The organism is Pseudomonas rhizoryzae (genome assembly GCF_005250615.1).
GTDB lineage: Bacteria > Pseudomonadota > Gammaproteobacteria > Pseudomonadales > Pseudomonadaceae > Chryseomonas > Chryseomonas rhizoryzae.
The window spans coordinates 358,943-373,900 of the sequence record NZ_SULM01000003.1 but is presented as its reverse complement, the minus strand read 5'-3'; the positions used below and the strand labels follow the sequence as shown (position 1 = coordinate 373,900).

Here is a 14,958-nt window from a genome sequence, read left to right as displayed (position 1 = left end):
TAGTCGCTCTCAGCCGAAGGTCGCGTGGGTCTCGGCGTAGGCCTGCAGTTCCGCCACGCTGTAGTTGCCGACCATCAGCACCGGCCCATGGGCCGTGCCGATATGGGCCGGCAGGGTGTCGAGGAAGCCGCCGGTGGGCGTCACCCCCAGGTTGGTGTATTCGGCGGCTGGCAGGTGGAATTCGGCGATCAGTCGCGCCGCCTCGGCCAGCCCGGCGGCGACGCTTACCGGATGCAAGGCGGCGCCTAGCGGATCGACCTGGCCGCCGTTGTTGCCGTTGAACAGATGGCCCACCTTGGCCGCCGCCTGGGCCAGATCCTGCTGATCGGACTGGGCACCGATCAAAAACAGCGAGCCATAGTGTGGCAGGCTGCCACCGCCCTCGGCCTGGCTGACGAAGGTAGGGGCGAAAGGCTGTTCGCCCCGGATGTCGGAGCTGTAGTTGGCCACCGGATCACCGAGGGTGACCACATTGACGAAGTTGCCGCCGTGGCCCGCCGCCTGGGCATCGCGGGGAATGCCCGAGGCCTCGAAGCTGATGCCGCCGAGCCCGGTCTGCTGGGCAACGTATTCCGCCGAGATGCCGCCCAGGGAATGACCGGTGACGAAGATGTCCTGGGTACCGTAGCCCTGCTTGGCCGCCGCTTCGATCACCTGATGAGCGAAGTCGAGCGACTGCCGCTGCGCGCTGGAGACGTGCTGGCTGAGGATCTGCAGGTCGCTGAGCAGGCCACCCGCGGTGGCCAGGGGATCGATCAGCAGATTCTCGCCTCTCGTGGTACCGGCGTAGGTGATGAGGATCTGGTTTTCGGCGGTGATCCAGGTATGGGCCACCGCGCCGTTGAGCGAGTTGTGCAGCGTCATCTGGTGGCCATCGACCAGGAACGGCCGCATGCCGTCCGGGGTGCCACCCAGCACGTATTCGCTGATGGCACCGTTGAGGAATTCGCTCACCGTTGGCGTGGCGGCCAGGGCAGTCTGCTGGGTCGGTTGCGCGGCGGAGGCCTTCAGCGCGTGCAGATAGGTGAAGTTGCCAAGGCTGACGATGTCGCTGTTGTCGAACAGGGTATCGCTCGCCCAGAGGGAGGCTTTCTTGGACATGACGGCACCTTTGTTGTTGTCGTGGACGGTGGGCATGGCGTTGCCAAGCCTTCGACTGCCGGGGGCGTGAGAGGCTTGAAAATCCATCCTAGGACGGGCTCTGGCGCGCGGCAAACCGGGAACCCGGGGGTCATTTCCAGACGTGGGAGGTCTGGCGCCGCGCCGTTTCGGCCAAGGCGGGCGGGCGACGGGAGGCCGGGTCGACCCGCCGCGGGTTCGGGCTACACTGGGGATCGACTCGACCCAAGAGGCCTTCATGACCGCCATCCGCCTGCCCTCCATCGACCGCCTGCTGCGCCATCCCGCTTCGCGTCCGCTGGAGGAGCGCCATGGCCGCGAGCGGGTACTCGGTGGCTATCGCTCGCTGCTGGACGATCTGCGCGAAGCCCTGAGAGCCGGCACCCTCACCGCCGTGGAAGTGGAGGAGGGCGTACTGGCCGGGCGGCTGGGCGAGCGCCTGGCCCTGAGCAGCCGGCCGCGGGTGCGCCGGGTGTTCAACCTGACCGGGACGGTATTGCACACCAACCTGGGCCGGGCGCTATTGGCGGAAGAGGCCATCGCCGCGGTAAGCGAAGCGGCGCGCCAGCCGATGAATCTGGAATTCGACCTGGCCACCGGCAAGCGCGGTGATCGCGACGACCTGGTGGCCGAGCTGGTGCGCGAACTCACCGGTGCCGAAGCGGTGACCGTGGTCAACAACAACGCCGCCGCCGTGCTGCTGGCGCTGCACGCCATCGGCGCGCGCAAGGAAGGGGTGCTGTCCCGCGGCGAGCTGATCGAGATCGGCGGTGCCTTCCGCATCCCCGACATCATGGCCCGCGCCGGGGTCAAGCTGGTCGAGGTGGGCACCACCAATCGCACCCATGCCCGCGACTACGAAGCGGCCATCGGCCCGCGTACCGCGCTGCTGATGCGGGTGCACACCAGCAACTACAGCGTCCAGGGCTTCACCGCCAGCGTCGCCACCCCCGAACTGGCCGCCATTGCCCGCGCCCACCAGGTACCCCTGCTGGAAGACCTGGGCAGTGGCACTCTGGTGGACCTGACCCGTTGGGGCCTGCCCGCCGAACCCACGGTGCAGCAGGCCCTGCGCGACGGTGCGGACCTGGTCACCTTCAGTGGCGACAAGCTGCTCGGCGGGCCCCAGTGCGGCCTCATCGTCGGCCGCCGCGACCTCATCGAGCGCATCAAGAAGAATCCGCTCAAGCGCGCCCTGCGGGTGGACAAGCTGACCCTGGCCGCCCTGGAGGCGACCCTGGCGCTCTATCGCGACCCGGATCGGCTAGCCGAGCGACTGCCCAGCCTGCGCCTGCTGTCGCGCCCGGCGGACGACATCACCGCCCAGGCCCAGCGGCTGTTGCCGACCTTCGCCGCCGTGCTGGGCGAGACCTATAGGGTCAGCGTGGAGCCGGTGCTGGGCATGATCGGCAGCGGCGCCCAGCCGGTGGCGCGCCTGCCCGGCGCGGCCCTGTGCTGTCGCCCCCAGGTCAGCAAGCGCCTGCGTGGGCGTGCCCTGCGCCAGTTGGAAGAGGGCCTGCGCAAGCTCCCCATTCCGGTGGTAGGCCGCATCGACGCCGATGCCCTCTGGCTGGACCTGCGCCAACTCGACGACGAAGCCGCCTTCCTGGCCCAGTTGCCGGAGTTGCTGCTGCCGGAGATCCGCTCGCCAGGCGTCTAACGGACGACCCAACGCTGCCGGGCCCAGTTGCTCAGCCCATCCACGCCTAGCACCAATACCAGCATGCCGAGGATCACGGTGGCGGCCTGGGCCTGCTGGAACAGGCTCAGGCTGAAATACAGCTGCTGCCCCAGGCCGCCAGCACCGACGAAGCCGAGGATGCTGGCCATGCGGATGTTGTTTTCCCAGCGATAGAGCAGATAGGCCAGCAACTGCGGCCAGACCGCCGGCAGGGTGCCGTAGAGAAAGGCTGCCAGCGCTCCGCCCCCGGCCAGGCGGATGGCCTCGGCCGGTGCCTTGGGGGTGTTTTCCAGGGCCTCGGCGAACAATCGCCCGAGCACCCCGGCGGTATGCAGGGCGAGCGCCAGGGTCCCGGCGTTGGGCCCCAGTCCTGCCGCCAGCACCATCAGCGCCGCCCAGACCAACTCGGGCACGGCGCGCAGGGCGTTGAGTAGCAGGCGCGCCAGCGCCAGGGCGGCCAGACCGCAGCGACCAGCCGCCGGCAGCGCCAGCAGCAAGCCCAGCAACCCGGCGAGCAGGGTGCCCAGGGCCGACATCGCCAGGGTCTCCACGGCGCCGCGGGCCACGGCAGTCAGTTGGCCAAGGGAAAAGTCGGGCCTCAGGAAATCGGCGAGGAAGCTGCCCATCTGGCCCAGGGCGCGGGCGCTCAGCAACTCACCGAAGGCGGTGCCCAGGTAGCCGGCGGACGCCACCAGGGCGGCGCCCAGCGCCAGTACCGTCAGCGCGCCCCGACCCCGGCTCTGCCCGCGCTCCACCTGGCGCAGCAGGCGGCTCAGCACATCGGCCAGCAGCACCAGCATCAGGAAGGTCAGCAGCAGGCTGGCCACTTCGCCGCCGGCGAACATGCGCAACGACAGGTCGACCTGCTGGCCGAGGCCGCCGGCGCCGACGAAGCCCATCACCACCGAGGCGCGGATGGCGCATTCCCAGCGGTAGACGCTGTAGGAAATCATCTCGCTGGCGGCATTGGGCAGCACGCCATAGACGAAGGCTTGTAGGCGCCCCGCGCCTTGCAGCAGCAGGGCGCGCGCCGGGCGCGGATCGACCGATTCGAAGATCTCCGCATAGACCTTGCCGAGCATGCCGCCATAGGTGATGGCGATGGCCAGTACCCCGGCGGTGGGGCCCAGGCCCACGGCGCGGACGAACAGCAGCGCCCAGACGATCTCCGGCACGCTGCGCAAGACGATCAGCACGCCGCGGATCAGGCCGCGCAGTAGCCGCGGCAGCCGCCCCGGCCGACCGGCGCGGGGCAGGGCGGAGATCGACAGGGCGCGGGTGGCGAGCAGGGCGGCGGGCAAGGCGATGAGCGCGGCCAGGGCCATGCCCAGGGTGGCGATGGCCAGGGTCTCCAAGGTGGCGCGGCCCAGCACGGCGAGAAAGTCGGCGTCGTGGGCGGGTGGCCAGAAGCCGGCGAGGAAGTGGCCCATGGTGCGGGCATTGTCGCCGCTGAAAAGGCCGAGCAGATCGAATTCCGCCAGGTGCAGGGTCGGCCAGGCCAACAGCAGTGCCAGCAGGGTCAGCAGCAGGCGGGGCCGGGCGGCGGGGTCCCGATAGCGCGGATTCAGCATCGCGGCAGGTCGAGGGGTGTCTCGGCCGCAGCGGCTGTCGCCTGCGGCAGGGCGGTGCTGAGCCCCTCGTTGGCATAGAGCTCGGCGAGATCGGCGGCGCTCACCGCACTGGCGGGCTTGTCCCACAGCAGCCGGCCGGCGCGCAGGCCGAGGATGCGCGGAAAGCGCTGCAGCGCCAGCTCGACATTGTGCAGGCTGGTGACCAGGGTGGTGCCCTGGCGTGTCGCGGCGTCGCGCAAGACGTCCAGGGTATGGCCGGCCAGCACCGGGTCCATCGCCGAGACGGGTTCGTCGGCGAGCAGCAGCTGCGGTTGCTGATAGAGCGCCCGGGCAATGCCGATGCGCTGCAATTGGCCACCGGAGAGCTGGTCGCACGAGGCGTAGAGCCGATCGGCCAGATCCAGCGGTGCCAGGACCGCGGCGGCGCCGGCTGCGTCCAGCGGATGCACCAGGCTGACCAGGCTGCGCGCCAGCGACCACTGGCCGAGGCGCCCGGCAAGCACCGCGGTGATGACTCTCTGGCGCGCCGGCAGTGGCGGGGCCTGGTGGATCAGGCCGATGCGCGCGCGCAACTGGCGCCGCGCCCCGTTGCCCAGGCCCCAGGGCTCCTGGCCGAGCACCTGCAACTGCCCGGCAGCCGGACGCAGCCCGGTGGCCAGCAGCCGCAGCAGGCTGGTCTTGCCCGCGCCGGAGGGACCGATCAGGGCGACCTGTTCACCCTGTTCCAGGTGCAGGTCGACATCGGCCAGGGCGGGCGAGCCGTCGGCGTGGACCAGCGTCACGCCCCTGAGGGCGAGACTCACTTGAGCAGGCCGGCCGCCACGGCGGAAGCCTCGATGCCCTTGTAGTTGTCCGGCGAGGTCGGCACGAAGCGCGTGGCCGCCTGCAGATCGAGAATGGCCTTGTCCGCCGGCTTGGCCGGGTCCAGGTCGAGGAAGGCCTGCTTGATCTTGGCCGCCAGCTGCGGGTCCAGGTTGCCGCGCACCGTCCAGTTGTAGTCGTAGTAGGGCGGGGTGGTGGCGATCACCCGTACCTTGCTGGTGTCGACCTTGCCGGCATCGACCAGCTTCTGCCACACCGAGGCGTTGAGCACCCCGGCGTCGGCCTTGCCGGCGGCGACCCAGGCGACGGTGGCGTCATGGGCGCCGGAATAGGCCACCCGTGAGAAGAATTGCTCAGGGACGATGCCGTCCTGCTGCAGGAAATAGCGCGGCATCAGGCTGCCCGAGGTGGACGAGACCGAACCGAAGGCGAAGGTCTTGCCCTTGAGATCCTGCAGGGTCTTCACGGCCGGGTCGGCGGTGATGAATTTGCTGGTGAACTTCTGATCTTCCTCGCGCTGCACCAGGGGGATCATCGGTGCCTTGCGCTGCGCCTGGACGAAGGTGAAACCGCCGAACCAGGCCAGGTCCAGGCGATCCGCGGCCATGGCTTCCACCACGCCGGCATAGTCGGACACCGGAATGAATTTCACCGGCATGCCCAGGCGCTGTTCCAGGTATTCACCCAGTGGCTTGAACTTGCGGATCAGCTCGGTGGGCGCCTCGTCGGGAATGGCCGAGACGCGCAGCTCGTCGGTGGCATGGGAGAGCAGGGAAGTGAGGGACAGGGCCAGGCCTGCTGCCAGGGCCAGCGAGCGCTTGAGCATGGTTTCTCCGGTTCAATAGCGGAAAAAAAGGGGCTGCAGTATAGGGGGTGACGGGGCTTTGCGCAGCCCGTCACGCGGGTCGCGTGGCAGCTGGAGGTCAGGCAGCAGGGGCAAGGCGCTCTGCGGTGCGGCTCCGCAGGGAAACGCCGCTTCTGGCGCAGCGGACTCGCCCCGGCGTTCGAATCCGCGGCGGTGCGCCGGCATCGGCCGGCAGGGGCTCAGGTCTCGTCGAAGAAGCGCTCGTTCCACTCCACCAGCGGCTGCGGCGCATTGAGCTTCTGGCCATAGATCACCGCATAGGCCAGCACGTTCTGCACGTATTGCCGCGTTTCGTCGAAGGGGATGGTCTCCACCCAGACATCGAAGGCCAGATGACGCGCGCCGGTCAGCCAGCGCTTCACCCGGCCGGGGCCGGCGTTATAGGCCGCCGAGGCCAGTACCCGATTGCCGTTGAACTGGGCGTTGACCATGGACAGGTAGGCGGTACCCAGCTCGATGTTCTTCTCCGGGGCCAGCGCCTGTTGCGGCGAAGCCAGGGGAATGGCGAACTTGCTGGCGGTGTGGCTGGCGGTGGCCGGCATCAGCTGCATCAGGCCCATGGCCCCCACCCCGGAGCGCGCATCGGCCATGAAGCCGCTCTCCTGTCGGGTGATGGCGAACACCCAGCTGCTGTGCAGGCCGCGGGCCTGGGCTTCGCGCAGGAAGCTTTCGCGGTAGGCGATGGGGAAGCGCACGTCCAGGTCATCCCAGTACTTGGCCAGGCTGATGGTGCGGATCGCCGGGAAGTACCACTGCATGTCATAGGCCAGGCGCGCCTGGGCGACCAACTCGTCGCGATTGAAATGCCGGCTGACGTAGAACCACTCGCGGCGGGCATTGATCGGCTCGCCGCGGGCGATGAATTCCAGGGCGCGCTGCACGCCGGGGGTGTTGCGTACCTTGCGCTTGAGCGCTTCGCTCAGCACCAGCGGCCGGTTGTTGAGCTGGTAGGGCGCCTTGCTGCGGTCGGCGGCGAGGAAGCCGTAGTAGTCGCGCTCGCGACTGACCTCGGCGTATTCGTGCAACGCCGTGGGGCTTTGCGGCTGCATCAGCTCCAGGGTACGGGCACGCCAGTATTCCCAGCGGTTGGCCTTGGCCAGACTCGGCGGAAAGCGCTCGATCAGCGCATGGGCATCGCTCCAGCGACCCAGGCGCAGCAGCAACCGGGCGCGCCATTCGCTGACGTCGTCGTCACGCAGTTCGGGGTCGTAGCGCTCCATCAGCGGCAGGGCACGCGGATCGAAATTCTTCGCCAGGGTCAGGCCGATCTGCCGGGCGATGGCGACCTTCTCGTCGCGGGTGAAGGGCATGCGCTGGCTGTAGATCTCGAGCAAGGGCATGGCCTGCTCCGGGTCCTGGCGCGCCAGCTTGCGCAGGCCCAGGCCGACCACGTCGGCGAGGCTTTCGCTGGCCGGAGTGAAGGCCTGGACATTGGTGATCAGCTGCGGCTTCTGCGCCACCTCGATCAGGCGCTGGGCCTGGCTGGCGAGGGTGGGCAACTGCGGCATCAGGGCGCGCACCAGACCGTACTCGCCCTTGTCGGCGGCCCGCTTGGCGCGTTCCCACACCCGCTCCTCGGTGAGCTGCCCACGAGCCGCCCAGGCCTGGAACAGACCATCGCAGGTGGTCGGTTGGGGCTTGCCCGCCAGCCAGAGCTTTTCCGCCAGCTTGAAGCCCTCGCTGGCATTGCCCTGGGCGATCAGGTACTGGCCGTGCAGGCAATCCAATTCGGTGAAGTTGTAGTCGGGCGAATAGTACTTCTCGAAGCGTGTCCAGTCGCCGCGGTCGGCCAGGCTGCGCAGCCAACGCAGGCGCAGCCAGTTGGATTGCGGCAGGTCGCCGTGCTCGGCGAGAAAGGTCTCGATCTCGGCGTCGCTGGCGCCAGGGACGCGCTTGATCAGCTCGTCATAGGCCAGGTAGGGCTCCAGCGGATAGGTGCGCAATTCGCCGCGATTGGCCAGGTAGACGCTGGCGTCACCCTTGTCCAGCGCCGCCTTGGCCTGGTCGTAGAGTTGCCGCTGCTGCTCCAGGGGAGCGGCCTGCGAGGTGGTGGAGGCGATCAGAGGAGCGAGCAGCAGGGGCAGGAGACAGAGCAGGCGACCGCGCATGGGAATTCCGTAAAAGCTGGATGCGGAGGGGGCGGCGTGCAAAGCGCAAGGCCAGCGGCCGACCGTCACGGGGCAGTCTAGCTTACGTGTCGGCGCCAGCCGGCGAAAGCGGCGGATATGGCCTGCCGTCGGGCGGCGTGGATGTTTCGCCGGCCGGCGACGAACGCCGGGTAGGTGGCTGTCTCTGCTAGACTGGTCGCCATTTTTCGCGGAGAAACCCATGGCGCTGCTCAAGTTCACCAACGTATCCCTGGCCTTTGGCGTCACCCCCTTGCTGGACGGGGTGTCCTGGCAGATCGAACGGGGCGAGCGGGTATGCATCATTGGCCGCAACGGCACCGGCAAATCCAGCCTGCTGCGTATCGTCAAGGGTGAGCAGCAGGCCGACGATGGCGAAGTCTGGCGCGCCCCGGCGCTGAAGATCGGCGAACTGCCGCAGGAATTGCCGCGCGCCGACGACCGCACGGTGTTCGACGTGGTGGCCGCGGGCCTGGCCGGCGTCGGCGAACTGCTCGCCGAGTACCACCACCTGACCCAGGACACCAGCGGCGAGCTGGACATGGACCACCTCATGCGCGTCCAGCAGGAGCTGGAAGCCCGCGATGGCTGGCGCCTGCAGCAACTGGTGGAAAGCACCCTGAGCCGCCTGCAGTTGCCGGCCGAGAAGACCCTGGCCGAACTCTCCGGTGGCTGGCGTCGCCGCGTGCTGCTGGCCCAGGCGCTGGTGGCCGAGCCCGATCTGCTGTTGCTCGACGAACCCACCAACCACCTGGACATCGGCGCCATCGCCTGGCTGGAAGAGGCCTTGCGTGGCTATCCCGGCGCCGTGCTGTTCATCACCCACGACCGCGCCTTCCTGCAGGCCCTGGCCACCCGCATCCTCGAACTGGATCGCGGCAACCTGATCGACTGGCAGGGCGACTACGCCAGCTTCCTGGTGCACAAGGAGCAGCAGCTGGCAGCGGAAGAGACCGCCAACGCTCTGTTCGACAAGCGCCTGGCCCAGGAAGAGGTGTGGATCCGCCAGGGCATCAAGGCCCGGCGCACCCGCAACGAAGGCCGCGTCCGCGCCCTCAAGGCCATGCGCAACGAACGCAGCGAGCGGCGTGAACGCCAGGGCAAGGCCAACCTCACACTGGAGACGGCGGACAAGTCCGGCAAGCAGGTGATCCTCGCCGAGCACATGAGCTATGCCCATCCCGGCGGCGAGCCGCTGATCCGCGACCTGACCCTGCTGATCCAGCGCGGCGACCGCATCGGCCTGCTCGGCCCCAACGGCTCCGGCAAGACCACCCTGCTCAAGCTGCTGCTGGGCGACCTGCAACCCACTACCGGCACCATCCAGTACGGCACCAAGCTGGAGATCGCTTATTTCGACCAATTGCGCCTGCAACTGGAGCCGGAGAAGACGGTGATCGACAACCTCGCCGAAGGCCGCGAATTCATCACCATCAACGGCCAGGATCGCCATGTGCTGAGCTACCTCGGCGATTTCCTATTCAGCCCCCAGCGCGCCCGTACTCCGGTCAAGGCGCTGTCCGGCGGTGAACGCGCGCGCCTGCTGCTGGCCAAGCTGTTCAGCAAGCCGGCCAACCTGCTGGTGCTGGACGAACCCACCAACGACCTCGACGTCGAGACCCTGGAGCTGCTGGAAGAGGTGCTGCTGAGTTTCGAGGGCACCGTGCTGATGGTCAGCCACGACCGGGCCTTCCTCGACAACGTGGTGACAAGCACCCTGGTGTTCGAGGGGGAAGGGCGGGTCCAGGAATACGTCGGCGGCTACCAGGACTGGCTGCGCCAGGGCGGCTCGCCGCGCCTGCTCGGTGTGGCGACCCGTGAAGACAAGCCGGCAGCGCCTGCCGCCAAGGTCGACCCTGCCCCGGTCGCGGCGCCCGTGGCTGCGGCAGTGGCACCGGCCAAGCGCAAGCTCAGCTACAAGGAGCAGCGCGAACTCGACGCCATGCCGGCCGCCATCGAAACCGCGGAAATCGAGCTGGAAGCCTTGCAGACCGCCATCGCCGCGCCGGATTTCTATCAACTGCCGGCCGAGGTCACCCGCGCCAAGCTGGCCCGCATGGATGAACTGCAGGCCGAGCTGGATCGCCTTATCGAGCGCTGGGCCGAGCTGGAGTAAGCCAGCCTGGCTTGCGGGATCAGGCTTTGTCTTTCTTCAGGGCTACCGCCAGGGTATCGCAGGGCGCGCCGTGCAGCAGATCGTTGGACGTCGAGCCCAGCAGCAGCGCCAGGCCGTGACGACCATGGCTGCCGACCACGATGAGGTCGCAGCCCTGCTCCTTGGCCATGCGGTGGATTTCCTGGCGCGGCTGCCCATAGGCCAGCACGCAATTACCCGCCAGCTCCGCATACTGGGTGGTGAAACCGTCCAGTCGCTCGCGGGCCTGCTCGATCTGCTGCTGCTGCAGCGACGACAGATCCATGGGCACGTCGCCGCCAAAGGCCATGGCCATGGGCTCGACGACATGCACCAGCGACACCTTGCTGCCGCAGCACTGACCCAGGGCAACCGCGCGGCGGATCACCGGCTGGCAATCGTCGGTCAGGTCGACGGCGACCAATATGTGTTGGTAGGCCATACACATCTCTCCTTCATGATGGGGCGCCAGGCCGTACCGTGGCTGGCGCTCGATTCGCAGGCTTCAGGCACTGACTGAATAGCACCGGCTTGCGCTCAACTGTTCAGGCAGACGCTCGCCCACTTGTAGTTTCGACTCCAGGAGTCGGGGATAGCTCCACGGCTATCTTGCACAGAAGCGCGACAAGCTCAAGCGTCGGCCGTTGGAACCCTCGGCCGCGCTTTCCCCGTGCGTCCCAATTGACAAGCGCCCGCTTTTGCCAGAAGGTTGTGCGAGCCGTTCAAACGGTTGTATGAATTTTCGCCCCGGCCCGGCCGGTGCCCTCCACAGAACAATATCGGGGCTGGCGATTCTCGGCTTCCACCTGAAGCCGCCGCCCGCTTCGCGACCAGGACTCAAGGGAGACCCGCTGATGATTTTCGAAGGCAAAGCCCTTTCGGTGCGCGACGTGGAGGACGGCATCGCCGAACTTCGCTTCGACCTCCAAGGCGAATCGGTCAACAAGTTCAGCGCCATCACCCTGCGCGAATTCCGCCAGGCCGTGGATGCCCTGAAAGCCCACGCCGGCCTGCGCGGCGTCATCGTCACCAGCGGCAAGGACGTCTTCATCGTCGGCGCCGACATCACCGAATTCGTCGAGATGTTCAGCCGGCCGACCGAAGAGCTGCAGGCCGGCATCGCCGAGATCAACCGTATCTTCAACGACTTCGAAGACCTGCCGGTCCCCACCGTGGCCGCCGTGGGTGGCATCGCCCTGGGTGGCGGTTGCGAGATGACCCTGGCCGCCGACTACCGGGTGCTGAGCACCGCCGCGCGCATCGGCCTGCCGGAAGTCAAGCTGGGCATCTATCCCGGCTGGGGTGGTACCGTCCGCCTGCCGCGCCTGATCGGCAGCGACAACGCCATCGAGTGGATCGCCTCCGGCAAGGAAAACGACGCCGCCACCGCCCTCAAGGTCGGCGTGGCCGATGCCGTGGTGGCTCCTGAGCACCTGTTCGACGCCGCGCTGGACCTGGTCCGTCGCGCCGCCGCCGGCGAGCTGGATTACCGCGCCAAGCGCAAGCCCAAGCTGGAGAAACTGCAGCTCAACGCCATCGAAGCCATGATGGCCTTCGAATCGGCCAAGGGCTTCGTCGCCAGCCAAGCCGGTCCGCATTACCCGGCGCCGCTGGAGGCCATCAAGGCCATCCAGAAATCCGCCAACTACGGCCGCGACAAGGCCCTGGAAGTGGAAGGCGCCGGCTTCGCCAAGATGGCCCAGACCTCGGTCTCCGCCAGCCTGGTGGGGCTGTTCCTCAACGACCAGGCGCTCAAGCGCAAGGCCAAGGGGCTGGAGAAGCTGGCCGCGCCGGTCAAGCTGGCCAGCGTGCTGGGCGCCGGCATCATGGGTGGCGGTATCGCCTACCAGTCCGCGCTCAAGGGCACGCCGATCCTGATGAAGGACATCCGCGACGAAGCCCTGGAGCTGGGCCTGAGCGAAGCCAGCAAGCTGCTCAACAAGCGCGTCGAGAAGGGCCGCCTGGAGCCGGTGAAGATGGCCGAAGCGCTCAATCGCATTCGCCCGACCCTGTCCTATGGCGACTTCAAGAGCGTCGACCTGGTGGTCGAGGCCGTGGTTGAGAATCCCAAGGTCAAGCAGGCCGTGCTGGCCGAAGTCGAAGGCCAGGTGCGCGAAGACGCCATCCTCACCTCCAATACCTCCACCATCTCCATCAGCCTGCTGGCCCAGGCGCTCAAGCGCCCGGAAAACTTCTGCGGCATGCACTTCTTCAACCCGGTGCACATGATGCCCCTGGTCGAGGTGATCCGCGGCGAGAAGACCAGCGAGAAGGCCATCGCCACCACCGTGGCCTATGCCCGGCAGATGGGCAAGAACCCCATCGTGGTCAACGACTGCCCCGGCTTCCTGGTCAACCGTATCCTCTTCCCCTACTTCGGCGGCTTCGCCGCGCTGCTGGCCCAGGGGGCCGATTTCCAGCGTGTCGATAAGCTGATGGAGAAATTCGGCTGGCCCATGGGCCCGGCCTACCTGATGGACGTGGTCGGCATGGACACCGCCCACCACGCCCGTGACGTCATGGCCGAGGGCTTCCCCGAGCGCATGAAGGAAAGCCGCAAGACCGCGGTGGATGCCCTCTACGAAGCCCAGCGCTTCGGCCAGAAGAACGGCAAGGGCTTCTATGTCTACGAGACCGACAAAAAGGGTAAGCCGAAGAAGGTCGCCGATCCGGCCGTGGCCGAGGTGCTGGCACCGGTCACCTACGAACAGCGTGAATTCACCGATGAGGAGATCGTCGAGCGGATGATGGCGCCGCTGTGCCTGGAGGCCGTGCGCTGCCTGGAAGACGGTATCGTCGACAGCGCCGCCGAAGCCGACATGGGCCTGATCTACGGCATCGGCTTCCCACCCTTCCGTGGCGGCGCGCTGCGCTACATCGACAGCCTCGGTGTGGCCGAATTCGTCGCCATGGCCGACAAGTATGCCGATCTCGGGCCGCTGTACCACCCGACCCCCAAACTCCGCGAAATGGCCGCCGCCGGCCAACGCTTCTTCGGTTGAGCCAGGAGCCAGAACAAGATGAGCCTTAATCCGAGAGACGTCGTCATCGTCGACTTCGCCCGCACGCCCATGGGCCGTTCCAAGGGCGGCATGCACCGCAACACCCGCGCCGAGACCCTGTCCGCGCGGCTGATCGACGCGGTCCTCGACCGCAATCCCCAGGTCAATCCGGCCGAGGTGGAAGACGTGATCTGGGGCTGCGTCAACCAGACCCTGGAGCAGGGCTGGAACATCGCCCGCATGGCGTCGCTGCTGACCCGTATCCCCCATACCAGCGGTGCCCAGACGGTCAGTCGCCTGTGCGGTTCCTCCATGAGCGCCCTGCATACCGCCGCCCAGGCGATCCAGACCGGTAACGGTGACGTCTTCGTCGTCGGCGGGGTGGAGCACATGGGCCACGTCGGCATGATGCACGGCGTCGACCCGAATCCCCAGCTGTCGCTGCACGCCGCCAAGGCCTCCGGCATGATGGGCCTGACCGCCGAGATGCTGGGCAAGATGCACGGCATCACCCGCGAGGCCCAGGACCAGTTCGGCTATCGCTCGCACCAGCTGGCCTGGAAGGCCACCCAGGAAGGCAAGTTCAAGGACGAGATCATTCCCCTGGAAGGTCACGACGAAAACGGCTTCCTCAAGGTCTTCGATTTCGACGAGACCATTCGCCCGGAAACCACCCTCGAGGGCCTGGCCGCGCTGAAGCCGGCGTTCAACCCCAAGGGCGGTACCGTGACCGCGGGCACCTCTTCGCAGATCACCGACGGCGCCTCCTGCATGCTGGTCATGTCCGCCCAGCGCGCCCAGGACCTCGGCCTGCAGCCGCTGGCCAAGATCCGCTCCATGGCGGTTGCCGGCGTCGACCCGGCGATCATGGGCTACGGTCCGGTACCGGCGTCGCAGAAGGCGCTCAAGCGCGCCGGCCTGACCATCGCCGACATCGACTTCATCGAGCTCAACGAAGCCTTCGCCGCTCAGGCCCTGCCGGTGCTGAAGGACCTCAAGGTGCTCGACAAGATGGACGAGAAGGTCAACCTGCACGGCGGCGCCATCGCCCTGGGTCACCCCTTCGGTTGCTCTGGCGCCCGGATTTCAGGCACGCTGTTAAATGTCATGAAACAGAATGACGGCACCTTCGGCCTGGCCACCATGTGCGTGGGTCTCGGCCAGGGCATCACCACGGTGTTCGAACGCCTGCGCTGATCCGCGGCGTGCGTCATCCGACCGGGGCGCCCCCAGGGCTGCCCCGGTTTTCTTTTTTCGAGGTGGAACATGGCATTGCAGACGGGACTCTACCGGCACTACAAGGGTCAGCAGTATCGGGTACTGGGCCTTGCCCGGCATTCGGAGACCGAGGAAGAGCTGGTCATCTATCAGGCGCTGTACGGTGAATATGGTCTCTGGGCCCGGCCCTTGAGCATGTTTCGCGAGAGCGTCCAGGTGGACGGCGAGCAGGTGCCGCGCTTCGCGCTGATCAGCGCCGAAGTCGATCCCTTGGGGCTGGATGCCAAGACCCAGCCTTGACCTTGCCGACATCGCCACTATATATAGCGGTGCCGCGTAGGCCGACCGCCCCGGCGCACCAGACGAAGACGTGCTGGTCCTTCATCCGCCGCTACGGCGCTCGCTCTCCGCTCGCTCATC

The 14,958-nt window shown here is 67.5% G+C and carries 11 protein-coding genes and 1 pseudogene; 5 read left to right on the top strand and 7 right to left on the bottom strand.

What is annotated here, in order from left to right:
- Positions 1-9 precede the first annotated feature (9 nt).
- The gene (locus FAZ11_RS06320) at positions 10-1,101 is read right to left on the bottom strand and encodes a hypothetical protein (RefSeq protein ID WP_058760048.1); all 1,092 of its coding nucleotides are present in this window, start codon (positions 1,099-1,101) and stop codon (positions 10-12) included.
- Between the two features lie 256 nt (positions 1,102-1,357).
- Here FAZ11_RS06320 and selA point away from each other — a divergent pair, with 256 nt between their 5' ends.
- Positions 1,358-2,779 (top strand): L-seryl-tRNA(Sec) selenium transferase, encoded by a 1,422-nt coding sequence (selA, locus tag FAZ11_RS06315; protein WP_058773797.1) that lies wholly within the window; start codon positions 1,358-1,360, stop codon positions 2,777-2,779.
- On the opposite strand, the gene phnE is transcribed toward selA, so the two are convergent.
- The 5 genes and pseudogenes from phnE to FAZ11_RS06295 form a co-directional block, all read right to left on the bottom strand.
- Positions 2,776-3,522: a phosphonate ABC transporter, permease protein PhnE gene (phnE, locus tag FAZ11_RS24935; RefSeq protein ID WP_237141961.1), complete on the bottom strand. Its 747-nt coding sequence runs from the start codon at positions 3,520-3,522 to the stop codon at positions 2,776-2,778. The two genes, selA and phnE, sit on opposite strands and share 4 nt — an antisense overlap.
- A 36-nt stretch (positions 3,523-3,558) precedes the next feature.
- Positions 3,559-4,371: pseudogene (locus tag FAZ11_RS24930) on the bottom strand (PhnE/PtxC family ABC transporter permease); the annotation flags it as partial.
- Positions 4,365-5,174, bottom strand: coding sequence for a phosphonate ABC transporter ATP-binding protein (locus FAZ11_RS06305; RefSeq protein WP_058773795.1), 810 nt, complete (start codon positions 5,172-5,174; stop codon positions 4,365-4,367). The pseudogene FAZ11_RS24930 and the gene FAZ11_RS06305, both read right to left, overlap by 7 nt.
- On the bottom strand, positions 5,171-6,019 hold the full coding sequence (locus tag FAZ11_RS06300) for a putative selenate ABC transporter substrate-binding protein (protein ID WP_058773794.1): 849 nt from the start codon (positions 6,017-6,019) through the stop codon (positions 5,171-5,173). The genes FAZ11_RS06305 and FAZ11_RS06300 overlap by 4 nt, the downstream gene beginning before the upstream one ends.
- Before the next feature lie 218 nt (positions 6,020-6,237).
- Positions 6,238-8,166: a transglycosylase SLT domain-containing protein gene (locus FAZ11_RS06295; RefSeq protein ID WP_058759951.1), complete on the bottom strand. Its 1,929-nt coding sequence runs from the start codon at positions 8,164-8,166 to the stop codon at positions 6,238-6,240.
- A gap of 220 nt (positions 8,167-8,386) precedes the next feature.
- On the opposite strand from FAZ11_RS06295, the gene FAZ11_RS06290 reads away from it, so the two are divergent.
- A complete protein-coding gene (locus tag FAZ11_RS06290) occupies positions 8,387-10,300 on the top strand; it encodes an ATP-binding cassette domain-containing protein (protein ID WP_137279155.1) in 1,914 nt (637 codons plus the stop codon).
- A gap of 19 nt (positions 10,301-10,319) precedes the next feature.
- On the opposite strand, the gene FAZ11_RS06285 is transcribed toward FAZ11_RS06290, so the two are convergent.
- Positions 10,320-10,760 (bottom strand): universal stress protein, encoded by a 441-nt coding sequence (locus tag FAZ11_RS06285; protein ID WP_058759953.1) that lies wholly within the window; start codon positions 10,758-10,760, stop codon positions 10,320-10,322.
- 412 nt (positions 10,761-11,172) lie between these two features.
- Between FAZ11_RS06285 and fadB the strand changes: the two genes are divergently transcribed.
- From fadB to FAZ11_RS06270, 3 genes are all read left to right on the top strand, one after another.
- Positions 11,173-13,320, top strand: coding sequence for a fatty acid oxidation complex subunit alpha FadB (gene fadB, locus FAZ11_RS06280; protein WP_137279156.1), 2,148 nt, complete (start codon positions 11,173-11,175; stop codon positions 13,318-13,320).
- Positions 13,321-13,338: 18 nt separating this feature from the next.
- Entirely contained in the window at positions 13,339-14,517 is a 1,179-nt protein-coding gene (fadA, locus tag FAZ11_RS06275; RefSeq protein WP_058759955.1) for an acetyl-CoA C-acyltransferase FadA, read from the top strand.
- Between the two features lie 69 nt (positions 14,518-14,586).
- A complete protein-coding gene (locus FAZ11_RS06270) occupies positions 14,587-14,838 on the top strand; it encodes a DUF1653 domain-containing protein (RefSeq protein WP_058759956.1) in 252 nt (83 codons plus the stop codon).
- Positions 14,839-14,958: the final 120 nt, after the last annotated feature.